21 protein-coding genes are annotated in these 23,227 nt (G+C 73.3%); 11 read left to right on the forward strand and 10 right to left on the reverse strand.

Going from position 1 to position 23,227, the window contains the following annotated elements; translation table 11 throughout:
- The first annotated feature begins 59 nt into the window (after positions 1–59).
- The 3 genes from ACH4OW_RS17140 (at position 60) to ACH4OW_RS17150 (ending at position 2,397) form a co-directional block, all read left to right on the forward strand.
- On the forward strand, positions 60–1,358 hold the full coding sequence (locus ACH4OW_RS17140) for a phytase (RefSeq protein WP_398028677.1): 1,299 nt from the start codon (positions 60–62) through the stop codon (positions 1,356–1,358).
- A 74-nt stretch (positions 1,359–1,432) separates the two neighbouring features.
- On the forward strand, positions 1,433–1,915 hold the full coding sequence (locus ACH4OW_RS17145) for a hypothetical protein (protein ID WP_398028509.1): 483 nt from the start codon (positions 1,433–1,435) through the stop codon (positions 1,913–1,915).
- On the forward strand, positions 1,912–2,397 hold the full coding sequence (locus ACH4OW_RS17150) for an RDD family protein (protein ID WP_398028511.1): 486 nt from the start codon (positions 1,912–1,914) through the stop codon (positions 2,395–2,397). The genes ACH4OW_RS17145 and ACH4OW_RS17150 overlap by 4 nt, the downstream gene beginning before the upstream one ends.
- A gap of 27 nt (positions 2,398–2,424) precedes the next feature.
- On the opposite strand, the gene ACH4OW_RS17155 is transcribed toward ACH4OW_RS17150, so the two are convergent.
- Positions 2,425–3,846 (reverse strand): MFS transporter, encoded by a 1,422-nt coding sequence (locus tag ACH4OW_RS17155; RefSeq protein ID WP_398028513.1) that lies wholly within the window; start codon positions 3,844–3,846, stop codon positions 2,425–2,427.
- A gap of 185 nt (positions 3,847–4,031) precedes the next feature.
- Between ACH4OW_RS17155 and ACH4OW_RS17160 the strand changes: the two genes are divergently transcribed.
- The 3 genes from ACH4OW_RS17160 to ACH4OW_RS17170 are packed head-to-tail and all read left to right on the forward strand — an operon-like array spanning position 4,032 to position 7,139.
- Entirely contained in the window at positions 4,032–4,454 is a 423-nt protein-coding gene (locus ACH4OW_RS17160; protein WP_360137058.1) for a hypothetical protein, read from the forward strand.
- Positions 4,455–4,467: 13 nt separating this feature from the next.
- On the forward strand, positions 4,468–5,409 hold the full coding sequence (locus ACH4OW_RS17165; RefSeq protein WP_360137061.1) for a polyphosphate kinase 2 family protein: 942 nt from the start codon (positions 4,468–4,470) through the stop codon (positions 5,407–5,409).
- Positions 5,406–7,139 carry a SulP family inorganic anion transporter gene (locus ACH4OW_RS17170; RefSeq protein ID WP_398028515.1) on the forward strand — a complete coding sequence of 578 codons (1,734 nt, stop codon included), beginning with the start codon at positions 5,406–5,408 and terminating at the stop codon, positions 7,137–7,139. Before ACH4OW_RS17165 ends, ACH4OW_RS17170 begins: the two co-directional genes overlap by 4 nt.
- Before the next feature lie 32 nt (positions 7,140–7,171).
- Here the strand turns inward: ACH4OW_RS17170 and ACH4OW_RS17175 are convergent, their stop codons facing one another.
- Genes ACH4OW_RS17175 through ACH4OW_RS17185 form a run of 3 tightly spaced genes read right to left on the reverse strand, consistent with a single transcriptional unit; the run spans position 7,172 to position 12,783 of the window.
- Positions 7,172–8,656 carry an alpha-amylase family glycosyl hydrolase gene (locus tag ACH4OW_RS17175; protein WP_398028517.1) on the reverse strand — a complete coding sequence of 495 codons (1,485 nt, stop codon included), beginning with the start codon at positions 8,654–8,656 and terminating at the stop codon, positions 7,172–7,174.
- Complete coding sequence (locus ACH4OW_RS17180) at positions 8,653–11,334, reverse strand: MGH1-like glycoside hydrolase domain-containing protein (RefSeq protein WP_398028519.1); 2,682 nt, start codon at positions 11,332–11,334, stop codon at positions 8,653–8,655. Before ACH4OW_RS17180 ends, ACH4OW_RS17175 begins: the two co-directional genes overlap by 4 nt.
- A gap of 24 nt (positions 11,335–11,358) precedes the next feature.
- Positions 11,359–12,783 (reverse strand): hypothetical protein, encoded by a 1,425-nt coding sequence (locus ACH4OW_RS17185; RefSeq protein ID WP_398028521.1) that lies wholly within the window; start codon positions 12,781–12,783, stop codon positions 11,359–11,361.
- 135 nt (positions 12,784–12,918) lie between these two features.
- Between ACH4OW_RS17185 and ACH4OW_RS17190 the strand changes: the two genes are divergently transcribed.
- From ACH4OW_RS17190 to ACH4OW_RS17200, 3 genes are all read left to right on the forward strand, one after another.
- Complete coding sequence (locus ACH4OW_RS17190) at positions 12,919–13,473, forward strand: DUF1269 domain-containing protein (RefSeq protein WP_398028523.1); 555 nt, start codon at positions 12,919–12,921, stop codon at positions 13,471–13,473.
- Complete coding sequence (locus tag ACH4OW_RS17195) at positions 13,473–13,958, forward strand: DUF1269 domain-containing protein (protein ID WP_360137079.1); 486 nt, start codon at positions 13,473–13,475, stop codon at positions 13,956–13,958. Before ACH4OW_RS17190 ends, ACH4OW_RS17195 begins: the two co-directional genes overlap by 1 nt.
- A 143-nt stretch (positions 13,959–14,101) precedes the next feature.
- Positions 14,102–16,381 carry a LuxR C-terminal-related transcriptional regulator gene (locus ACH4OW_RS17200; protein ID WP_398028526.1) on the forward strand — a complete coding sequence of 760 codons (2,280 nt, stop codon included), beginning with the start codon at positions 14,102–14,104 and terminating at the stop codon, positions 16,379–16,381.
- 45 nt (positions 16,382–16,426) lie between these two features.
- On the opposite strand, the gene ACH4OW_RS17205 is transcribed toward ACH4OW_RS17200, so the two are convergent.
- From ACH4OW_RS17205 to ACH4OW_RS17215, 3 genes are all read right to left on the reverse strand, one after another.
- A complete protein-coding gene (locus tag ACH4OW_RS17205; RefSeq protein ID WP_360137085.1) occupies positions 16,427–16,900 on the reverse strand; it encodes a carboxymuconolactone decarboxylase family protein in 474 nt (157 codons plus the stop codon).
- A 109-nt stretch (positions 16,901–17,009) separates the two neighbouring features.
- Positions 17,010–17,417, reverse strand: coding sequence for a LuxR C-terminal-related transcriptional regulator (locus ACH4OW_RS17210; protein ID WP_360137088.1), 408 nt, complete (start codon positions 17,415–17,417; stop codon positions 17,010–17,012).
- Between the two features lie 135 nt (positions 17,418–17,552).
- Positions 17,553–17,846, reverse strand: coding sequence for a hypothetical protein (locus ACH4OW_RS17215; protein WP_360137091.1), 294 nt, complete (start codon positions 17,844–17,846; stop codon positions 17,553–17,555).
- 178 nt (positions 17,847–18,024) lie between these two features.
- On the opposite strand from ACH4OW_RS17215, the gene ACH4OW_RS17220 reads away from it, so the two are divergent.
- Positions 18,025–18,480, forward strand: a complete 456-nt coding sequence (locus tag ACH4OW_RS17220) for a hypothetical protein (RefSeq protein ID WP_360137094.1) — start codon at positions 18,025–18,027, stop codon at positions 18,478–18,480.
- Between the two features lie 12 nt (positions 18,481–18,492).
- On the opposite strand, the gene ACH4OW_RS17225 is transcribed toward ACH4OW_RS17220, so the two are convergent.
- A complete protein-coding gene (locus tag ACH4OW_RS17225; RefSeq protein ID WP_360137097.1) occupies positions 18,493–19,800 on the reverse strand; it encodes a diacylglycerol kinase family protein in 1,308 nt (435 codons plus the stop codon).
- 156 nt (positions 19,801–19,956) lie between these two features.
- On the opposite strand from ACH4OW_RS17225, the gene ACH4OW_RS17230 reads away from it, so the two are divergent.
- Entirely contained in the window at positions 19,957–21,360 is a 1,404-nt protein-coding gene (locus tag ACH4OW_RS17230) for a DUF2252 domain-containing protein (RefSeq protein WP_398028529.1), read from the forward strand.
- Here ACH4OW_RS17230 and ACH4OW_RS17235 read toward each other — a convergent pair.
- Complete coding sequence (locus ACH4OW_RS17235; RefSeq protein WP_360137103.1) at positions 21,352–22,158, reverse strand: YhjD/YihY/BrkB family envelope integrity protein; 807 nt, start codon at positions 22,156–22,158, stop codon at positions 21,352–21,354. The two genes, ACH4OW_RS17230 and ACH4OW_RS17235, sit on opposite strands and share 9 nt — an antisense overlap.
- A gap of 86 nt (positions 22,159–22,244) precedes the next feature.
- The gene (locus ACH4OW_RS17240) at positions 22,245–23,120 is read right to left on the reverse strand and encodes a hypothetical protein (protein WP_398028531.1); all 876 of its coding nucleotides are present in this window, start codon (positions 23,118–23,120) and stop codon (positions 22,245–22,247) included.
- Positions 23,121–23,227: the final 107 nt, after the last annotated feature.

Genomic DNA, 23,227 nt, shown 5'->3' on the forward strand with positions numbered 1-23,227 from the left:
ATCACCGCTTCCGGCCCCCGGCCACCCGACGACCGACACCAGGAGTCTTCGTGCCCTCGATCCGCAGCACCCGTACGGCATCGCTCACGCTCGCCACGGCCCTCGCGGCACTCCTGGCGACCGTGCCGTTCCCGGCCGGGGCCGCACCGCTCGGCGCCCTGCCCGCCGTCACGCCGCGCGCCGAGACCGCGGCGCTGCACGACGACGCGGCCGGCGGCAAGGCCGACGCCGACGACCCGGCGATCTGGCGCAACGCCGCCGACCCGGGCCGCAGCCTGGTGATCGCCACCGCCAAGCAGGGCGGCCTGCGGGTCTACGACCTGGACGCCCGCGAGGTGCAGTCGCTGCCCGCGCCCGCCGCGCCCGGCAGCGGCCACGCGCCCGGCCGGTTCAACAACGTCGACCTGGTGCACGGCCTGCGGCTGTCCTCCGGCCGCGCCGACCTGGCGGTGACCAGCGACCGCGGCAACGACCGGCTGCGCTTTTACCGCATCGACCGCGACCGCGCCGGCGGCCCGCTCACCGACGTGACGGACCCCGCGGCCCCGCCCGTCTTCTCCGCCTCGCAGCAGGAGATCGACGAGCAGCGGACCGCTTACGGCCTGGCGACCTGGACCGACCCGGCCACCGGCCGCTCGTACGCCCTGGTCAGCCGCCGCGAGCGGACGACCCTCGCCCTGCTGGAGCTGGTTCCAGGGCCCGGCGGCACGGTCGGCTACCGCAAGGTCCGCACCCTGGGCCTCCCCGCCTCCTTCCGCCTGCCGAACGGCAGGTCCTGGTCGCCCTGCGCCGAGCCCGGCGAACTCCCGCAGGTCGAGGGCATGGTGGTCGACCCGGCCAACGGCACGCTGTACGCGGGCCAGGAGGACGTCGGCATCTGGCGGCTGCGCGCCGACCTGACCGGGAAGCCCGAACTCGTCGACAAGGTCCGCGAGTACGGCATACCGGCCACGTACGACGAGGCCACCGACAAGTGCGTGGCGGGCGCCGACCCCGGCTACGGGGGCAGGCGGCTGACGGCCGACGTGGAGGGCCTGACGCTGGTCACCGAGTCCGGCGGCGACGGCTACCTGCTGGCGTCCAGCCAGGGCGACAGCACCTTCGCCGCGTACGACCGCGAGATATCCGACGGCAACGAGTACGAGGGCGGCTTCCGCGTCACCGCGGCCTCGCCGGCCCTGGACGGCTCGGAGGAGTGCGACGGCGCCGCCGCGCTGGCCGCGCCGCTGGGCGCCCGCTACCCGAAGGGCCTGCTCGTCGTGCAGGACGGCCACGACTCCCCCGAGGATGCCGAACGCCCGTCCACGGGCTTCAAGTTCGTCGACCTCCGGGACGTACTGGACGCCGTGGACGACTGACCCGCGAGCCGCGGCGGAACGGTTCACCCGTAGCGGATGAAGCGGGTGCCACCGCGCGGCGCTGCGATGCGGTCATGGCTGCGCACCGCGGCGCCGAAGGCCCGCTGACCACCGTCCTGTTGCTCGGGCCGCGGCTGGCCCTGGGCGCCGCAGCCGCCGCGGGCACCGTGTCGCGCGCCGCGCTGCGGCGGCTCGTCGCCTCCGTGGTCGCCGCCGTGGTCGCCCAGCTCGACCTGGACGACCTGGTGTCCCGGGTGGACGTGGACCGGGTGGCGGACCGGGTGGACGTGGACCGCGTCGCCGACCGTGTCGACGTCGATCGGATCGCGCGCCGCGTCGACCTCGACGCCCTGCTGGACCGGGTCGACATGGCCGCGCTCGCCCGGCAGGTGCTGGAAGAGATCGACATCGGCCGGATCGTCCGCGACACGGGCGGCGGCATGACCGTGGAGGCGCTGGACGCCGTACGGCTGCGGAGCGCGCGTGCCGACCGGTTGGTGGACGCCTTCACCGACCGGCTGCTCCGGCGCGACGGAAACGGCCGGACTCCCCTGTGACGCCTGCCGCGTCCGCCGACGGCCCCGCCCGGCTCCAGGGCCGCCCCGCGGGGCTGGTGACCCGCGCCCTGACGGCCGTCACGGACACCCTCGTGGTGCTCGGCATCGCCGTACTGGCCGGGCTCGGCTTCGGAGCCGTCCGCCTGCTGGTCCTCGGGCCGCCGTTCGAGGTGCCGAGGCCGTCGGACTGGCTCACCGGTGCCCTCGGCTTCGCGCTCGCCGTCGGATATCTGGCCACGGGCTGGACGGCGACGGGGACGACCGTGGGCGGCCGGCTGATGGGGGTGCGCGTGGCGGACCGCTCGGGACGACGGCTCCGGGCCGGCCGCGCCCTGCTCAGGGCCGCGCTGTGCGTCGTACTGCCGCTGGGGCTGCTCTGGGCGCCGTTGAGCAGGCGGGACGCGTCCATCGCCGATGTCGTCGTGCGCAGCGCGGTGGTGTACGACTGGTACGGCAGGCGGGTCCGGCGGCGGCGTCCGTGACAACCGGCCGCCCGCCGGGCCGACGGTTCAGGTCGCGGCCGTATCGGTGCGGGCGGCCGGCTGCCGGGGCAGCAGCATGGCGGCGGCGAAACCACCACACCCGATGACCGCCAGCACGATCAGCGCGGCAGCGTACGAGCCGAAGGCCAGGTCGGCGACGAGGATGGTGCCGGCCACCGCCGTACCGAGCGAGGACCCGAGGTTGGACACGCTGCGCGACAGGCCGGAAATCTCGCCCTGCTGCTCCTCGGGGAAGCTGGACTGCACGATGTTCACCGACGGGGTCAGCATCACGCCGAGCCCCAGGCCGATCATGAGCAGTCCCGGCGTGCTCGCCCACGCGTTCGGCGAGCCGCCCGCCAAGGCGAGGAGGGTGGCGATGCCGGCGACCGTCACGGCGAAGCCGGTCATGACGAGGGTCCGCGGTGCGCGCCGCTTCGCGAAGCGCTCGGCGGCGAGCGAGGCCGCGAGGATTCCCGCGGTGGCCGCCGTGAAGATGACTCCGGTCCGGATCGCGTCGTAACCGCGTACGACCTGGAGGTAGGCGGCCACCACGAACGACACCCCCATGAGGATCAGCCACTGGAGGTGCTGGGTGAGCAGGCCGAGGTTGGCCGTGCGGTCGCGGAACAGGCCGGTGGACAGCAGCGGTTCGGCGCCGGAGCGCTCCTTCGCCCGTATCCACCGGAAGAACCCGGCCAGTACGAGACCTCCGAGCAGGAGCAGCCCCGCCATCAGCCAGGCGTTGTCGTCGGCGGCCAGGATCCCGGCGACGACGAGGACCAGGCCGACGGCGGACAGGACCGCGCCGACGGTGTCGAAGGGGCGGGCGGGGTCCGGGGGCAGCGGGTCGGCGATCCGGCGGCTCAGTACGACGATCGCCGCGACCACCAGCGCCTGGAAGACGAAGGCCGCCCGCCAGCTCAGCCCCGAGGTGATGAGCCCGCCGATCAGCGGCCCGGCGGCCGCGCCGATGCCGCCCATCGCCATGATCGCCCCGAACGCGCGGGCGCGGGCGGTGACTTCCGTGAAGTAGAGCGTGGTGAGGATGTAGACCGGCGGGATGAGCAGTGCCGTGCCGACGCCTTCGAGAATCGAGTTGCCGAGGATCAGTACGCCGAGGCCGGGCGCTGCCGCGCTGAGCAGGGCGCCGACGCCGTAGACGGCGAGGCCGGCCACCAGGCACCGCTTGCGGCCGAGGCGGTCGGTCAGCTTGCCGCCGGGGATCATCAGGGCCGCCATGACCAGCAGGAAGATGGTGATCGCCAGTTGCACCCCCTGCACGGTGGTGTCGAGGTCCGTGCTGATGTCGTTGATCATCACGTTCATGTTGGAGCCGGCGAAGCTGCAGATGAACTGCGCGAGCGCGAGCGGCACCAGGACCTGCCGGGGTGTGCCCGGCGCGCGTCCGCGGGTTCCCGAGCCGGTGGGGGTGGGCGGTACGGCCATCGTCTCGCCTCCATCGCTGCCGTGCGGCATTCGGGCGGACCGTCCGCCGGGTGCCGTTCATCGTCCCGGCCGGGTGATCGCGCGTCGTCACCCGCCCGGGGTGACGACGCGCCCCGGCGCCCCGGGGCATCCTCGGCGCCGACGCGGGGGCAATCCGCACCCGCCTCGGAGACGGAGGGCCTGTCATGGCCACCACGACCAGCCCGCACCACCGCTCGGCGGGAGCCATGGCCGCCGCGAGCGGCTTGACGATCTTCGCCGCCGTGATGCTGTTCATCTCCGGTGTGCTCGACCTCTTCCGGGGCATCATGGGAATCGCCGAGAACGAGGTCTTCTACAACACCCCCAACTACGTGTTCAAGTTCGACCTGACCAGCTGGGGCTGGATCCACCTGGGCTTCGGCGCGGTCGCCGTCGTCGTGAGCCTGGGCCTGTTCTCGGCGGCCACCTGGGCCCGGGTCCTGGCGATCGGCATCGCGGCACTGCTGATCATCGTCAACTTCCTCACCATCCCCTACTACCCGGTCTGGTCGATCACCCTGATCGCGCTGTACGGGTCCACCATCTGGGCCCTGTGCGTGGTCCGCCGGGACACGATCAACGAGTAGCGGGGGCGGACCCGTGCCGGACCCGGCGGTGCGCACGGCGGACGAGTGGGCCGGGCGGATCGCGGAACTCATCACGCCGCTGCGGGTGCGGCCGGGGTCCGAAGTCGATCTGGCCAAGGACTTCGACCCCGGCTACAAGGCGGGCATCACGCACAAGAGGGACGGTCAGGAGCTGCTCCGCACCGGTGTCACGCTCCTCGCCGACCAGCAGCGGCGGCTGGCCGCCCAGGGCACCCACGGGGTCCTGGTGTGCCTCCAGGCGCTGGACGCCGGCGGCAAGGACGGAACGATCCGGCACGTGATGACCGGAGTGAACCCGCAGGGGGTGCGCGTGGTCGGCTTCAAACAGCCGTCCGCCGAGGAACTCGACCACGACTACCTCTGGCGTTACGCCTGCCACCTGCCCAAACGCGGCGAGATCGGGATCTTCAACCGGTCGCACTACGAGGAGGTCCTGGTGGTGCGGGTGCATCCCGAACACCTCGACCGCCAGCGGCTGCCGCGGGCCCGGCACGACGGCATCTGGCGCCGGCGCTTCCGGGAGATCAACGACTGGGAGCGGTACCTGACCGACAACGGCTTCCGGCTCGTGAAGCTGTTCCTGAACCTGTCCAAGGAGGAACAGCGGCTCCGCTTCCTGAAGCGGATCGACGTCCCGGAGCACAACTGGAAGTTCTCGGCGGCCGACACGCGGGAGCGCGCCCGGTGGGACGACTACCAGCGGGCGTTCTCCGAGATGCTGTCCGCCACCAGCACCCGGTGGGCGCCCTGGTACGTCGTCCCCGCCGACCGCAAGTGGTTCGCCCGCATCTGCGCGGCCGCGGTGCTCGCCCACGTCCTGATCGGCATCGATCCCCGGTACCCGGACATCGGCGGGGCGGCCCGGCGCGAACTGGCGCTGGCCAGGAAGAAGCTGGAGGACGAGGCGCCCGCCGGCGCGGCGGCCGCACCGTGACGCGGGTCCGCGACGCGGCGCCCGGCCTCCGTACGCTCGCGGCCTACCGGCGGCAGTGGCTGGTCAAGGACGTCGTCGCCGGGGTCGTGCTGACCACGCTGCTGGTGCCGCAGGGCATGGCGTACGCGGAACTGGCGGGCCTGCCGGCGATCAACGGCCTGTACACGTCCGTCCTGTGCCTGCTGGCGTACGCCGTCTTCGGCCCCTCGCGCATCCTGGTGCTCGGCCCGGACTCCTCGCTCGGCCCGATGATCGCGGCGACGGTGCTGCCGCTGGCCGCCGCCGGGGGCGACGGCAAACGGGCGGTGGCGCTCGCCTCGGTGCTGGCCCTGATGGTCGGCGCCGTCATGATCCTGGCGAGCGTGGCGAAGCTGGGCTTCATCGCCGACCTGATCTCCAAGCCCACCATGACCGGCTACATGAACGGTCTGGCGCTGACCATTCTGGTCGGGCAGCTGCCGAAGCTGTGCGGCTTCTCGACGGAAGCCGACGGGCTGCTCGGCGAGGTGTCCGCGTTCGCCGGCGGGCTGGCCGACGGCAAGGCGGTGCCCGCCGCCGTGGCGGTGGGCGCGGGCGGTGTCGTACTGATCCTCGTACTGCAACGGTGGCTGCCGAAGGTGCCGGCGGTGCTCGTCATGGTGCTGCTGGCCATCGCCTCGACGTCCCTGTTCGACCTGGCCGCACGGGGCGTCGGCCTGGTCGGCACCCTGCCGACGGGCTTCCCCCCGCTGACCGTCCCGCACATCGCGTGGGACGACCTCGCCCCCTTGTGCGCGGGGGCGGTGGGCATCGCGCTGGTGTCCTTGGCCGACACCATCTCCAACGCGTCGGCGTTCGCGGCCCGCACGGGGCAGGAGGTCGAGGGCAACAAGGAGATGAACGCGATCGGTGCCGCGAACGTGGCGGCGGGGCTGTTCCAGGGCTTCCCCGTCAGTACGAGCGGCTCGCGGACGGCCGTGGCCGAGCGGGCGGGCGCCAGGACCCAGCTCACCGGAATCGTCGGCGCCGTGCTGATCGTCCTCATGCTGGTGCTGTTCCCCGGGCTGTTCCGCAACCTGCCCCAGCCGGCGCTGGGCGCGGTGGTCGTCACGGCCGCGCTGTCCCTGGCCGACCTCTCGGGAGCGGCACGGCTGTGGCGGCGGCGCAAGGCGGAGTTCCTGCTGACGGTCGTGGCCTTCCTCGGAGTGGCGCTGCTCGGTGTGCTGCCCGGCATCGCGGTCGCGGTCGGCCTGTCGATCCTCAACGTGTTCCGGCGCGCGTGGTGGCCGTACAACACCGTGCTGGGGCGGGTGCCCGGCCTGGAGGGCTACCACGACGTCCGCTCCTACCCGGAGGCCGAGCACCTGCCGGGGCTGGTGATCCACCGCTTCGACGCGCCCCTGTTCTTCGCCAACGCCAAAGCCTTCCGCGACGAAGTGCTGCGCCTGGCGCACGGCGAGCCGCCACCCCGGTGGATCGTGGTCGCCGCCGAGCCGGTGACCGACGTGGACACCACCGCCGCCGACATACTGGAGGAACTCTGCGAGGGGCTCGACGCCCGGCACATCCGCCTGGTGTTCGCCGAGCTCAAGGACCCGGTACTGCGCAAGCTCAAGCGGTACGAGCTGACGCATGCCTACGGCGGCGACCGGTTCTTCCCCACCGTCGAGTCCGCCGTCGCCGCGTTCCGCGCCGGGACCGGTGCGGTCTGGACCGCGGCCGTACCGCCCGCCGAGCCCGGACGGCGCTGAGCCCTCGGCCCCAGCGCCGTCGCGGTGCCCGTTCAGTCGTTCTCCGGGCCGATGGCGAGCAGGTGCGTTCCCCAGGCGTCCAGGCCGACGAACAGGCCGGGTCCGGTCAGCTCGTCCCCCGTGCGCGCGTACTGCTCACCGTCGAGCAGCCCGGTCAGCCGCCAGCCGCCGGAGCCCGGTTCGGGCCACGGAAGCCGGATGCGTCCCTGGGCCGGCTGCCCCGAGAGGTTCACCGCCGTCAGGAACCGTCCGGCGGGCCCTGTCCAGCACCAGGCCAGCACGTTGCGTGCGGAGTCGTTGTCGGGCCAGCCCGCGCACTCCAGCAGCCGCCACTGCCCGGTCCGCATACCGCTGCGGTGCACACAGGCCAGCAGCCTTTCGTGGAACGCCCGCAGCTCGGCGTCCACCGGCTCGTCGGGACGCCGGTCCAGAAAGACGGGCAGCCGGGTACGGCGCCCCGTGAACTGGCCCTCGTGCCACAGCGTCGCCCCGGGCAGCGTGGCGATCAGGACCGCCGCCGCGCGCTCCTTGTCCGGGTGCAGCGTCTCCGCGGCCCGTGGCTCGTCGTGGTTCTCCAGGAACCGTACGAGCTTGCGCTGGTACGCCTCGTCCGCCGTCAGGTGCTGCCGCACCGACTCGGGGCCCTCGTTCAGGACCCGGTCGTACAGGCGCTTGTCGTAGCAGAAGTCGAATCCCTGCTGCTGGAGGGCCCATTCCAGGTCCCAGTACGCCTCGGCGACGAAGGTCATGCCGGGGTGCCGCTGCCGTACGTCGCCGATGACCGTGGGCCAGAAGTCGTCCGGCGGCGGGGTCCCGGCACGCTGCCCCCAGGTGCGGGCGAAGATGTCGTTCATCAGCAGCATCGCCATGTCGCAGCGCACCCCGTCACAGACCTGCCCGATCCGGGCCAGCACGTCCGCGGTCGCGCGGCGCAGGGCGGGCTCGAAGGCGTTCAGCTGCACCACGTCCGGCCACGGCGGGAAGAAGGGGTCGCGGCCGCGGGCCAGGACCGCGGTCCCGGTGTCCAGGAAGGCGGCCGGGTCGCGCTGTGCCTCGTCGGCGGTACCGCGCACGAAGTACTCGGGGTGTTCGGACACCCAGGGGCTGTCCGGGGCGACGTGGTTGGGGACGTAGTCGAGCAGCAGTCCGATGCCCCGGCCGTCGAGTTCGGCGCGTGCGGCGGCCAGCCCCTCGGCGCCGCCGAGCGCCGCGTCGGCCTCGTAGCGCCGGATGCAGTACGGCGACCCGGCGATCTCTTCCTCCCGGATGCCGGGTACGGCCTGGGAGAACGCGGCGCGCAGGGACGAGTCCCACAGGGCGATGCCGCGGCCCTGCGGGCTGCGCTCCCACACCCCCATGAGCCAAACGGCGTCGACACCGAGCGGGGTGATCTCGTCCCACGCGTCCTTGGGCACGTCGGCGAGTCCGCCCGGGCGCCCGGTGCGGCGCTGGATCTCGCGCAGCCACACCCGGGTGTTGACCTCGTGGACGACGGGCTGCGCGGGCAACTCGGTCATGGCCTCTCCTTCCGGCCCGGCTCCGCCAGGAAGTCGCCGGGCGTGAGCGTGCCGAAGATCCTCATCAGGGTGGCGACCAGGCCCGTCCAGCCGGTCTGGTGGGCCGCGCCGATGCCGGCGCCGTTGTCGCCGTGGAAGTACTCGTGGAAGAGGATCAGGTCGCGCCAGTGCGGGTCGTCGCGGAACTTGTCCTGCCCGCCGTAGACGGGCCGGCGGCCGTCCTCGCCGCGCAGGAAGAGGCGGGTGAGCCGGCCGGAGATCTCCCCGGCGACCTCGTACAGGGTCATCCGGACGCCGGAGCCGGTCGGGCACTCCACGGTCAGCCCGTCGCCGTAGAAGCCGTACAGGTTGAGCAGCGCGCGGATGACCAGGGCGTTCATCGGGAACCACACCGGGCCGCGCCAGTTGGAGTTGCCGCCGAACATCCCGGAGTCGGACTCGGCCGGCAGGTAGGACACCCGGTACTCCTCACCGTGCACCCAGAAGGTGTACGGGTGCTCGGCGTGGTGCCGGGAGAGGGACCTGATGCCGTACGGGCTGAGGAACTCGTCCTCGGACAGGAGGTGGCCCAGGACCCGCAACAGCTTCTTCCCGTCCAGGACGGACAGCAGCCTGGCACCGCCGGCCTCGCCCGCCTGGGCGGACGCCAGGGTGACGGACAGTGAGGGGTGGCGGTCGGCGAAGCGTTGCAGGCGCTCGCCGAGGCCCGTGATCCGCTCCAGTTGCCGGGGGCGGAAGACGGTCGAGGCGCACAGCGGCAGCAGGCCCACCATCGACCGGACCTTGAGCCGTACGGCCTCTCCGCCGGGCAGGCGCAGCACGTCGTAGTAGAACCCGTCCTCCTCGTCCCACAGTCCGTCGTCGAGGTCGCCGACGCGGTCCATGGAGCCGGCGATCCACAGGTAGTGCTCGACGAATTTCAGCACCAGTTCCTCGTAGGCGGGGCGGTGCTCGACGAGTTCCAGCGCGATCTGCAGCATGGACTGGCAGTACAGGGCCATCCAGGCGGTGCCGTCGGCCTGTTCGAGCACGCCTCCGGTGGGCAGCGGCGCGCTGCGGTCGAAGACGCCGATGTTGTCGAGGCCCAGGAAGCCGCCCTGGAAGACGTTGCGGCCCTCGGGGTCCTTGCGGTTGACCCACCAGGTGAAGTTCGTCAGGAGCTTTTGGAAGGTGCGCTCCAGGAACGCGGGGTCGGCCCGGCCGGTGGTGCGCTCCTCCATCAGGTGGACGAAGTACGCGGCCCAGGCGTGCACCGGCGGGTTGACGTCCCCGAAGTTCCACTCGTAGGCGGGGACCTGGCCATTGGGGTGCAGGTAGGAGCCCTGGAGCAGCAGTTCGAGCTGCTGCTTCGCGAACCGGGTGTCCACGGCCGACAGGGCCACGGTGTGGAAGGCCAGGTCCCACGCGGCGAACCAGGGGTACTCCCACTTGTCAGGCATGGAGATGACGTCGTCGCTGACCATGTGGAACCACTCGCGATTGCGGATGCCGGGCCGTGGCAGGCTCCACGGGTCCAGGCCGTGCTCGGACAGCCAGGTCTCCAGGTCGAAGCCGTAGTACTGCTTGGACCACAGCATGCCGGCGAGGGCCTGCCGCAGCACCCGGGCCTCGTCCTCGCCGGCCCCCGGCGGGGTCAGCTCGCGGTAGAAGGCGTCCGCTTCGGCGATCCGCTCCTGGAAGACGGTGTCGAAGCCGCCGGTCAGCGCCAGGGGCGAGCCGGTGGGCGCGAGCCGCAGCCGCAGGGTCTCCTCGCCGCCGGCGGGGAGGGTGAGGGTGTAGTGCGCGGCCGCCTTGGTTCCCTCCCCGGCCGGGTTGACGGCCTCTTTCTCCCCGTCGACGACCGCGCGGCCGATGCCGTCCTTGACGTACGGCGAGGGGCTGGAGGTGCCGAACAGCCTCTCGTTGTTGGTCTCGTTCTCGGTGAACAGCAGCGGGACCTCTCCGGAGCAGCGCAGGTCGTAGCTGCCCAGCTCGGCGTGGACGGCACGGACGGTCGCGGTGCCGTGCGGGCCTTCCGCCCGGGCCAGCCGCGGCTTGTCGGTGCCCTCGCGCCAGGACCAGGTGTTGCGGAACCACAGGGTGGGCAGCACGTGCGCGGTCGCCTCGCCGGGGCCGCGGTTGGCGACGGTGATCCGGATCAGGACGTCGTCGTCCTCGGCCTTGGCGTACTCGACGGTGACGTCGAAGTACCGGTCGTCGTCGAAGATGCCGGTGTCCAGCAGCTCGTACTCGAACTCCTGGCGCCCGCGTGCCTGGTTGGTGGCCACCAAGTCGTGGTAGGGGAACTCGGCCTGCGGGTACTTGTACAGGTAGCGCATGTAGGAGTGGCTGGGCGTGCTGTCGAGGTAGAAGTAGTACTCCTTCACGTCCTCGCCGTGGTTGCCCTCGCCGTTGGTCAGCCCGAAGGCGCGTTCCTTGAGGATGGGGTCGCGCCCGTTCCACAGCGCGAGGGCGAAGCACAGGCGCTGCTTCTCGTCGCTGAGGCCGCCGAGCCCGTCCTCGCCCCACCGGTAGGCCCGGGAGCGGGCGTGGTCGTGGGGGAAGTACGACCAGGCGTCACCGCCCGGGCTGTAGTCCTCGCGGACGGTGCCCCACTGGCGCTCGCTCAGGTACGGGCCCCACAACCGCTGCCGGTCGTCGTCCGGAGCAACGCGTTCCGCGTTCGTCTGCTCGCTCATGCCTGCCTCCTGCCTGCCGCGGGCTCACCCGGCTCCAGGCTGGGCACCCGCTTCGGAGCCCGCCTCACCTGGCCCGGGTGAGGAGCCGTCGCGCGCCGCGAGGGTGACGGCTGCCTCGTACGCGGCCAGCGCCACCGCGATCACCAGGAGGCTCGTCCACGAGGAAAGCAGCAGCGCGACCAGGGCCGCGACGACCACGCCGGCGACCCGGAGCGTGTCGGCGTGTGCGCGTGTCCACGCACGCAGCTCGCTCCCCTTGGGGACCCGCCGGCCGGCGCGGACGGCGAACCGGCCGGTGGCCTTGGCGCCCCTGGACGTGTAGTGGCGCAGACCGACGGGCAGCCGGCCCGGGCCCACCAGGTACATCAACAGGGCCAGGACGATACCCAGCCACAGCAGTTGGTCGCCTCGCTCACGCAGCGTCGTGAACACCGTCCACAGCGCGTTGCGTGTCGCGCCCCGGTAGACGCCGGCCGGTACCTGGCCGAGGATCTGGTCCCGTACCGCCCGCAGCACGGCGGAGAGCGCGGTGACGCCGACCACGAGCCACAGGCCCAGCTGGAGCAGGGTGCGCCGGCGGTTCGGCGACACCCACAGGGCGAGGCCGAGCAGCAGCGGCACGGCGATCAGGAGCCCCACCAGGCCCCGCTTGACCAGCAGCACGGCCTGTTGCAACTGGCCGAGCGTGTGCCGGTCGTACAGCTTGATCTGCGCGAAGTCGGCGGGCAGCGACACGCCGAGCGCCTTCTCGATCCGGTCGTGCAGCCCGGGCGGGATCGCGCCCGACGAGACGGTGGGCAGGTTCAGCTGCTTGCCGAACAGGGTGGGCAGCCGGTCCTCCAGGGCGTTGAGTGCGTTGTTGACCAAGGGGAGCAGGTTGAGGGTGACCGTGTCGCCCTGTACGCGCACGCCCTGGCTGCGCTGCTCCAGCACCGCGACCATCCGGGCGTGCGCGAAGCGGTTGGCGGCGCGCCACAGGTCCTGGAACTGCTCGGTCTTGAGCAGCTTGGCGATCGAGTCGCGTACGTAGTCGTGGACGGCCTTGGTGGCCGGCGCCGCGATGAACGACGCGCGTGGCGGCAGCGCGTCCTTCAGCCGCTCCTCGATGTCCAGCTGGTCGAATATCTGGTCCGTGAGGTAGGCGGCGACGGCCGCGTCCACGACCGGGTCCTCGGGCAGGGCACCCACCGTGGCGACCCAGCGGTCCGTGTTGAGCGCGGTCCGCGCACCCCACACGCCGACGACCGAGGTGACCGTGAAGACGGCCACCAGCGCGATCACCACGGCGGCGACGAACCGCCGCAGGGCCAGCAGCCTTGCCCGCCGGCGCTGCCGCGTACCGGCACGGTCCCGCAGTTCCCTGACCTCCGCCCGCAGCCGCTCCAGTTCGCCGACGGGCTCGGGGCCGCCGGCGGCCGTACCGCCGTCCGCCGTTTCCTCGTGGGCCATGACGTCACACCTCCGCCGCCCACCGTCGCGGGGCTCCCGCCGTGCGGCCCTCACCTGTGGCGGGTGACGCGGCGGGCGCCGGGGCCGGGCTGGATGGGGGCGACCCCGTGACCGGGCCTGTCGGAGGGAGTCCTCATGGCCGGAATCGGACCGGTACAGCTGCTGGCCGTCGTGTTCGGCCCCGACGCGAAGTTCGAGGGCCGGGTCCTCGACGAGCTGGGCGTCCTGGAGGCGAACGGCCAGCTCCGCGTCCTCGACATGCTCTTCGTCCGCAAGGAGCCGGACGGCCGGCTGTTCGCGCTCGACTACCAGGCGGAGAGCATGGGCGACACCGTCGCCGCGCTGCTCGGCCTCCCCGGCGACCGGCCGCGGGCCGCGCAGCCGGCCGGCCCCTCGCCGGCCGACGGCGGCGCCTTCGGCCTGTCCCCCACCGAGGTCAGGGGGCTGGCAGAGGCGATGGACCCGGGCGTCGCCGCGGCGTTCGTCCTGCTCGAACACGTATGGGCGACCCGTCTGAAGAACGCGATCCGCGACACGGGCGGGGTGCCCGTGGCCGAGGGGTTCCTCACCGAGGAGGCGCTCGTATCCGTGGCCGCCGAGCTCGCGGCCGCGGCCCAGCGGCTGGGCGAGCCGGCCGCTGCCCCGTCCCCACCAGGCCGGGCGACCGGCCGTTCCGCCAGGAGGCTCTGATGGCAGATCTCGTCGTACTCGGATTCTCGGACAAGGAGAAGGCGGACGCGGTGCTGCGGCTCGCCAGGGACCTGTCCCGCCAGGAACTGCTCGACCTGGAGGACGCGGCGGTGGCCTGGCGGACCATGGACGGCAAGATCCATGTCCGCCAGTCGTACAACCCCACCGCGACCGGTGCGGCCGGGGGCGCCCTGTGGGGCACGCTGTTCGGGATGCTGTTCCTGATGCCGGTGTTCGGCGCGGCGATGGGCGCGGCCACCGGCGCGATCGCCGGCAAGCTCTCCGACGTCGGCATCAACGACGCCTTCGTCAAGGAGATCGCGGGCACCCTGGAACCGGGCATGGCCGCGGTGTTCGCCCTGGTCCGCCGCTCCACCCCGGACCGGGTGCGGGAGGCCCTGCGCCCCTTCGACCCGCGCGTGATCCGTACATCGCTGACCAAGGACCGCGAGGACGAACTGGTCGCGGCGCTCCACTCGGTCTGAGCAGCCCCGCCGCGGGCCGGAATTCACCCGGGTGAGAACTTCACCCGGGTGAAACGGCGCCCGTGGCGCTGCCCGTGTCACCGCGCCCGTCCGACACTTGCCTGAGCCGCACCCCCCCCCGCTCCGAGAGCGAGGTGCCGCCCATGGACACGTGTCCGCAGGAGCACCGCGACGGGCCCTCGCTCACGCCCGGGACCACGGTGCCCGCGCTGCCGCGATGGCTGGTCCCCAGACCCCGGCTGACGGACCGGGTCTCCCGGGGCGTCCTGGGGCCGCTGACCGTGGTCGTCGGCCCGGTCGGCGCCGGGAAGTCGGCACTCGCCGTGGAGTGGGCGCACACCGGCCGGGCCCCGGGGCCGGTGGCCTGGGTGACCTGTGACGGCCGCGACGAGCAGCCCGGCGTCTTCTGGTCGCGCGTCATCGGCGCGCTGGGCGCGGCCGGCACCGACGTGCCGCCGTCCGTGGCGGCGGCCGGCGGCCCGCTGCTCGTGGCCGGTCTGACGGCCGCGCTGACCGCGCGGCGCGAGCCGGTGGTCCTGGTCCTGGACGACTTCCAGCCGGAGCCCGGCTCGCCGACCGCCGAGAGCGTGATCGGCCTCCTGAAACACGCGGTCCCCGCGCTGCGCCTGGTGGTTCTCTCGCGCCGGGACCCCCCGCTGCACCTGCACCGCTTCCGGCTGTCCGGCGAACTCACCGAGCTGCGCACCGCCGACCTCGCCTTCGACGACCGGGAGACGGCCGCGCTGCTCGGCCAGCACGGCATCGAGATGCCCAAGCAGGTGGTGAGCACCCTCAGGAAGCGTGCGGACGGGTGGGCCGCCGGCCTGCGCCTGGCGGCCATGTCCATGGAGAAGCAGCCCTGCCCTGAGAAGTTCGTGGCGCAGTTCGCGGGCGACGACGAGACGGTCGTCAGCTACCTCGTGGAGGAGGTGCTCGACGTACAGCCGCCGGGGATGCGGCGGCTGCTGCTGACGACGAGCGTCCTGGATCACATGAACGCCGAACTGGCCGCCGAACTCGCGGGCGAGGAGGCGGGGGGCCACTTCGCGGCGATGGTCCGGGAGAACTCCTTCCTCCAGCCCGCCGGGCACGACTGGTACCGCTGCCACCGGATGTTCGCCGACGTGCTGCGGATGTGCCTGCGCCACGAGACGCCGGGCCTGGTCCCCGAACTCCACCGCAGGGCCGCCGCCTGGCTGGGCGACCACGGGCTGCTCGCCGACGCGGTACGGCACTGGTACGCGGCCGGCGACCACACGCGCGCCGGCCGGCTGATCGTCGGCCGGCTGGCGATCGGCCAGGTCCTGGGGCTGACCGCGGCCCGGCTGCCGGACGCACTGATCCGGCGGCCGTCCGAGGTCACGGAGGCGGACGAGCCCGAATCCGCGCTCGTCGCCGCGGCCTCGGCACTGGTGCACGGCGACGACACGGCCTGCGCCTGCTTCCTGGACCGGGCCGGGCGGCTCGTCGGGGAGCTGCCGGCGGACCAGGAGGACCGCGTCACCCGCTGCCGTCTGACCCACGCCGTGATCCGCATGGTCCGGCAGCGGTCCCGGTTCCCGGACGCCGCCCGGTCGGCCGCGGCCGACGCGGAAGCCCTGTCCGCGCTGCTGCCCCGGGCGACGCCGGCGGCGCACCCGGAGATCCAGGCACTCACCCTGTCGATCCGCGGGCGCGGCGAACTGCACGACGGCAGGCTGCACGCCGCGGCAGCCTCCCTCGCCGCCGGCCTCAAGGCCGCGTGCGCCGCGGGCAACGGCGTGCTGCGCCGGGACTGCCTCGTCGAACTCGCGTTGCTGGAGGTGTTGCGCGGACGCTTCCGCGCCGCCGACGAACTCGCCACGCTCGCCTCCCAGCCGCCCCTGCCCGCGTGGACACCGGCGGACCGCTCCCGGTCCACGCTGCACGTCGTACGCGCCTGGGTCGGCCTCGCGCGCGGCGAGACCGCACAGGCCCGCCGCGAACTCGGGTACGCGCGTACGGCACTGCACGGCGCGCCCGATCCGTTCGTCGCGGGAGTCTGCTCCTTGGCGGCGGGGCTCGCCAAGGCGGCGGAGCGCAACGGGCCGCCGACCGGCCGGATCGGCGACGCCGTGGCCGGCTGCCGGCTGCCCACGGGGCTGCTCCAGACGTTGGAGCCGGTGTGCGCGGCCGTGCTCGACGCGTCCGGCAGCCCGCGTACGCACGCCCTGACCCGCCCCGACCCGCCGCTCCTGGTCCCGGCCCCGGTCGAGCGGCTCAGCGCGCGGGAACGGGAGGTGCTCGGCCGCCTCGCGCAGATGATGACGACCGAGGAGATCGCCACGGACCTGTATCTGTCGGTCAACACGGTCAAGACGCACCTGAAGAGCGTCTACCGCAAGCTGGCCGTGACCCGGCGGTCGGCGGCGGTCCGGCGGGCCCGCGAGCTCGAACTGCTGTGACGCGGCCCGTCGGGGGCGGCGCGACGCCGCCCCCGACGCCCCCGATCACCCGAACTGGCCGACCTTGTAGTCGCCCGCGGGCTGCTGTGTGAGGACGTTCAACCGGTTGAAGGTGTTGATCAGGGCGATCGTGGAGACCAGCGCGGTGAGCTGCTCCTCGTCGAAGTGCTCGGCGGCCTTCGCCCACGCCTCGTCCGTGACCCCGCCGGCCGCGTCCGCGATGCGGGTGCCCTGCTCCGTCAGTTCCAGCGCGGCGCGCTCGGCCTCGGTGAAGACCGTGGCCTCCCGCCACACCGCGACGAGGTTGAGGCGCACCGCCGACTCGCCGGCGGCGGCGGCGTCCTTGGTGTGCATGTCGGCGCAGACGCCGCATCCGTTGATCTGGCTCGCGCGGAGCGCCACCAGCTCCCGGGTGGAGGCAGGCAGCGTGGAGTCCATAAGGATCTTCCCCGCCGCGACGATGTGCTTCAGGAACTTCTCCGCCGTCGGGTTGCCGAAGAGCTTCATACGGGCTTCCATGGTGCGCTCCTTGTGCCGTTGTCGTTAGCTACACCCCTATGACGGAACGGCTCGGCGCGATGTGACAGGGCCGCGTGTGACGTGCGTCTCCCCAGCCGACGCGCACGCGCTACCGGATGAGCCCCCGCTGCCGGGCCCGGTGCAGCGCCTCGGCCCTGGAGTGCGCGCCCAGCTTGCGGTACACCGCGCGGGTATGGCTTTTGACGGTGTTGTAGGACACGAAGAGGTCGTCGGCGATGCGCCGCAGCGGGACCTCCTCCCGGAGCCGCCGGAGCACGGCCAGTTCGCGCTCGGTCAGCGCTTCGGCCGGCACCGCCGCGCTCCGGCCCGGCCCGGGCGCCGCGGCCAGCACGGCCGACGCCTCGTCCACCAGCGCCTCCGTGGTCCGCGGGTCGTCCAGCTCCGCCGCGATCTCCACGAGAAGGCCGGCGACCCACACCAGGCAGGTCGTCACGGCCGTGTCCGCCGTCCCGGCGTCCCGGCCCAGTGCCCGTAACCGCCCGCGCAGGTCGGACACCCGCCCGGCTCCCCCCGGACCGGCCGGGGCCCGGCTCCTTGCCTGGGTACGGAGCGCAGCAGGCATGTCCTCACCTCCTGGCGGCAGGCGGTACCCGCCCAGCGTCGCGGGCAACGGCCGTCACCGGAAGGGGCGTTACGGCCCTTCGCCGCGCGCGTTCTGCCCGCCGGCCCCGGCCTTCCCCGGCAGCCGCCTGACCTCCAGCAACTCCAGCCCCAGCGCCTGGATGCGGTCCAGGATGCCGTACAGCGCTGCCTGGTCGAGACCGGCCCCGTACAGGACCGTCTCGGCCGGGCGCGGCCGTACCGTCAGCTCGCCGAAAGCCGATGCCAGGGCGGCCCCGGCCCTGCCCCGGACCCGGATCTCGAAATCACCGCCGCCGGACGGCTTTCCCGCTCGCTCGGGCCCCGCGCCCGCCTGTGCGCCCATGGCGTCACCTCCGCTGCGGCCGGCGGCCTGGCTTCCCCGCCATTCTCGCCGGACGGCGCCGGGCGGCCTCACCTCGCGCGGGTGACGGTGCGTCCGGTCCCGTTCTCATCCGCCGCGGGTGAACCGGGCCGAGGGCCGCGCAGGGGATGCTCCGGCCCACCGAAGAGGAGGTCCAGGCATGGCTGAGCAGACTTCGGCAGGACAGAGCCAGCAGGGTGCACCGGAGCCACGCATCCGCCCGGTCGCGATCGGCGGGGTCGTGTTCGCCGTGTGCATGCTGGGCATCATCGGTACCTACCACGCGATCGCGGGGCTCGCCGCGATCATCGACCACAACTTCTACCGGTCGCAGCAGAACTACGCGTACGACTTCAGCGTCAGCGGGTGGGGGTGGCTCCAGCTGCTCTCCGGCCTGGTCATCCTCGCGGCCGCGTTCCACCTCTTCAACGGCCGCACCTGGGCGCGCGCCGTGGGCATCGGCGTCGCGGCGGCCAGTGCGCTGGAGAACTTCTTCTTCACCCCGTACTACCCCGTATGGTCGGTGATCATCATCGCGCTCGACGTCCTGGTGATCTGGTCCCTGGCCACCTACGGCCACCAGGAGGCCCACAAGGTCTACAACGCGCCGCTGTAGGTCCGGGCGGCCTCAGCTCCGCGCGGGCAGCAGCCCGAGCCGGAAGAGGAGGCGCCAGTCCAGCGGCGGCCGGGCCAGGCGCACGCCCGGCCGCCGCCGGGGCACGAGCACCCGCAGGGCCAGCGGCCGCACCTCGCAGTGCACCGGTACGCGCAGCCGCAGCGCCTCTCCGTCGACGCCGACCGCGATCCGCTCCTGGTCGGCGTCGACGACGACGTGCGTCGCCGTCACCCGCGTCAGACCGGCGGCCCACCGCCCCCGCACCAGGCCGGCGGCGTGCGCGGCGCCGGCGACCTCGACACCGACGCAGCCCAGCACGCCGCCGTCCAAGCGGGCCCGGCGCCCCAGGCCGGCGATGTCCCCCAGCCCGTACGGGTTGTTGCTCACCAGGAGCGCCTGCGGGCCGGAGAACGTGCGCTCCCCGGCCCGCGCGGTGAGCCGCCCGCCCTGGTGACCCACGAGCAGGTCGGGCAGCAGCTCCAGGGTCGTCCGGGTCTTGCCGTCACGGTAGGACGGGCTCTGCACCACCTCGGCGTAGGCACCGAACGACACGTTGTTCACGAAGGGCCGGCCGGCGGCCCGGCCGAGGTCGACGCGGAGTTCCACGCCGTCGTGCAGGGCGTCCAGGGCCTTCGACGGGTCGTCGCGGTCCAGGCCCAGGTCCAGGGCGAAGTGGTTGCGCGTACCGGCCGGGATCACCAGGAAGGGCAGGCCGAGCGCGGCGGCGACGTCGGCCACCAGCGCCTGCGTGCCGTCCCCGCCCGCGACGCCGAGCAGGTCGGCGCCCCCGGCCGCGGCCTTGCGTGCCAGCTCGGACACGTCGGTCTCCCCCGGCCCTTCCAGGAGCAGCACCTCCGCGCCCAGGGCCGCCGCCTTCTCGCGCAGCCCGAACCGGTCCACCTTGCCGCCGCCCGACCGCGGATTCATGATCAGGACGGGGTGGCGGGCCCGCGCCGCCGGCCACTCGGGCATCGGGGCCGGCCGGTTGTGGAGCACGAGTGCGGCCCGGCCCGCCCCGGCGGCGACCAGCCACAGCCCCACGGACACGGCGGCGACCCACGCCAGGTGGGCGCCGGTGAACTCCAGCAGGACCCACGCCGGCGCGGCCAGGGCCAGGAGGACGGCGAGGACCCTCAGGGCGCCCCGCCGGCTCAGGATCCACCAGATCGCGGCGGCGGTGACCGCCAGGCCGACGAGTCCGACTCCCACCATGGCGATGGTCCGCACCCCCGCGAACACGCCCAGCACCAGCACCGCCGCGGCGGCGGCCGCCAGGGACGCGCGCGCCAGCCACCGCTGCTTCCGCATGGTCGGTTCCATGCCGCCACCGTGTCCCGGCCCGCCCGTACCGGCATCACCCGGGCCAGGCGACCCAGCGCCGGGCGGGCGGCCCCGCGCCGTCCGCCTCACACCGCCGGGGTGATGGCGAACCGACCGTACGGGCCGAAAGTCGCACCCTCCAGAGGGGAGCCCGCCATGTCCGACGCCGAGTACACACATCTCACGCCACAGGAGCGGGCCGCCCGCGGCCGGGACGCCCGCAAGCGCGTACCGCGGTCCCGCCACGCGGAGTTCACTCCGGCGGCGGACCGGCCCGACCCGGTCGCCGTGGTCGAGCGGCAGTCGGCGAGCCGGCTCCCCGAGCTGGTGCCGATCCGGTACGGGCGGATGCTCGAATCCCCGTTCCGCTTCTTCCGCGGGGCCGCCGCCGTCATGGCGGGCGACCTGGCCGGCCTGCCGTCCACCGGGCTGCGGGCCCAGCTGTGCGGGGACGCGCACCTGTTGAACTTCCGTCTGCTCGCCTCCCCGGAGCGGCACCTGATGTTCGACGTCAACGACTTCGACGAGACGCTGCCCGGCCCCTGGGAGTGGGACGTCAAACGGCTGTCGGCCAGCCTCGTCGTCGCCGGGCGCGCCAACGGCTTCAGCGGCCGGGAGCGGGCCCAGGTGGTCCGGGACACGGTCCGCGCGTACCGCGAGGCGATGGACGGCTTCGCGGGGATGCGCAACCTCGACGTGTGGTACGCGCGGATCGACGCGGACGAGCTGTACGGCGTGCTGGGCGGAGAGCTGGACAAGCGGGCCCGTCGGCGGGTCTCCCGTACCCTCGCCAAGGCCCGCACCCGCGATCACCTCCAGGCCCTGGAGCGGCTCGCCCACACCGTCAAGGGCGAGCTACGGATCACGCCCGACCCGCCCCTCGTCGTACCGCTCGGCGACCTCCTCCCCGGGGTCGAACGCGAGCGTCTGGAGCAGCAGTTGCGGGAGCTGGTCGACCGCTACGCGCTGACCCTGCAAGCCGACCGGCGGGCGCTCCTCGCGCAGTACCGCGTGGTCGACATGGCCCGCAAGACGGTCGGCGTCGGCAGTGTGGGGACCCGCTGCTGGATTCTGCTGCTGCTCGGCCGGGACGACGCGGACCCCCTCTTCCTCCAGGCCAAGGAGGCGCAGGAGTCGGTGCTCGCGCCGCCCGAAGACCCGGGCCCGCACACGAACCAGGGGGAACGGGTCGTCACGGGGCAGCGGCTGATGCAGGCGGCCGGCGACATGTTCCTGGGCTGGGAGCGCGTCGAAGGGCTGGACGGGCGGCAGCGCGACTTCTACCTGCGCCAGCTGCGCGACTGGAAGGCCATCCCCCAGGCCGACACGATGACGCCCGACGTCATGCGCCGGTTCGGCCGGCTGTGCGGCGCGACGCTGGCCCGCGCCCACGCCCGGTCGGGGGACCGCATCGCCATCGCCGCCTACCTGGGCCGTTCCGACGCCTTCGACCTCGCGCTGGCGCGCTTCGCCGAGAGCTACGCCGACCAGAACGAGCGCGACCACCGGGCGTTGGCCGAGGCGGTTCGCGGCGGCCGGGTGACGGCGGCGTCAGCGTGACGGAACGTCCGGCAGTCCCAGGCGCCGCCGGACGGCCCCGGTGTGCGCGAGCACCTGGCCGACGGCGATACCGGACACGACGGTGGCGAAGAAGAGGATCAGCCAGGACAGCACCGTGAAGACGGAGCCGAGCGGCCCGTACCGCTCGACGCTCCGGGTCAGCGCGCGCGGCAGCCAGAGGCCGGAGAACAGCGAGAACGCCACCACGCCCGTTCCGGTCAGCAGCGCTCCCGGCAGCAACGGCATCCAGGACACGCGCCCGGCGAGCAGCAGATGCTGGGTCCACCACCACATCGCCACGGCGCCGAGCAGTTGGAGCGGCACGCCCAGGACCGGGCCCGCGCCGAACGCCCGGTGGAGCAGCCCCTGGTACAGGAGCGCCGCGATCCAGACCACGAGCCACAGCGCCCAGCGCCACGCCGCGATCCGCGCTCCCGAGTGCGGCAGGTGCCAGGAGAGTTCGCACACGCGCTGGAGGACCCGGGTGAAGGCGGTGGCGGACAGCAGGGCGACCAGCACCCCGACCGCTCCCCAACTGCTCAGCGCCTGGCCGTTGTCGCCGTAGGCCGCCCGCACCTGCGCCAGGACGGGACTGTCGGAGCCGAACAGGGAACGCAGTGACCTCAGCAGCTCCTGCCGCACGGCGTACGGGCAGACGGACGACACGGCGATGAGCATCGGCAGCGCGGCCAGGAACGCCTGCGCCGCCAGCCGGGTCGCAAGGTCCAGGATGTGGACGCTCACCAGTTGCCGGACGACCTGCCCCGCCAGCGCACGGGCGTGCCCGGTGATCGCCATGGCGTTGCCCTCTCGCGGCGGGGAATCCGGCCCGGCCAGTCTCACAGCCGCCCACGCGCCGCGTGTCGCCCGCCGGGGGTGAGGGCTCAGGCCCCGCCCTCCTCCGCGGGACCGGCACCGGTGCCCGGTTCCGTGTCGTGCACGCCGTCGTCGAAGACGACGGTCAGGGGCCCGTTCCCGTCCCGGACCGTGGTGCGCAGGCCCTCGGCGATACGGGAGTAGAAGGCGCCGGCCATCGCCCAGGTGCCGTCCAGGTGCCTGGTGTCGCGGGTCTGCCGCAAGGCGATGAGCGTACCGATGACGGAGCGGCCGGACAGGACGGCGCGGACCTTGCCGCCGCCCTCGTCCGAGACTTCGGCCGTGGCGCGGAAGTGTTCGTTGTCCGCGGCGCACCCGGCCACGAACTCCCATGCCTCGCGGTGGCAGACCAGGGCGACCGTGCCGGTCTGGGCCGCTTTCAGCAGCAGCACACCGTGGTCGACGTCTTCCGTCGTCTCGTGCTGGGGTCCGGTGCCGCCGGTATCGCTGTCGTCGTCGAAGAGGTCGTCGGGGGTGACTTCGTCGTCGTCCTCGTGCCCGGTCGGCTCCTCTTCGTCGTCGAGGCTCTGGAGCGGGGGGAACGGCGGTGGCTCCTTCGTGGCAGGCGGCTCGGTGCGGAACACCGGGTGCCGGGCGAGCGCGTCCAGCGATTGTTGCAGAGCGGCGAGCGCCTGCCGGACGTCGGAGACCTCCTGCCGCAGCGCCGACAGCGTCTCCCGCGACTCCTCGGCGACGGCCGCGGTGCGGCTGGTACGGCTGCGGGTCTCGCGGCTGTCCGCGCGCAGGCTCTCCACTTCCGTGGTGAGGTGGTCCAGCACTTCGCGCCGCGAGTCGTCCAGGCGCCGGCCCAGCTCGGTGATCTCGTTGCCGAGCGCTTCGCGGGTATCGCGCAAAGCCGCCGCGAGGTCGTTGTTGCGTGCCACCAGCACCCCCGTACAGCACGGTCCGGACAGTGTCGGCGGGGAGCCTGCCCGGGTGGGGAAAGCGTTGATGCACCCGGGGAGCACCCGGCTGTCACCCGACCGAAAAC

The organism is Streptomyces sp. NPDC017056 (genome assembly GCF_044332485.1).
GTDB lineage: Bacteria > Actinomycetota > Actinomycetes > Streptomycetales > Streptomycetaceae > Streptomyces.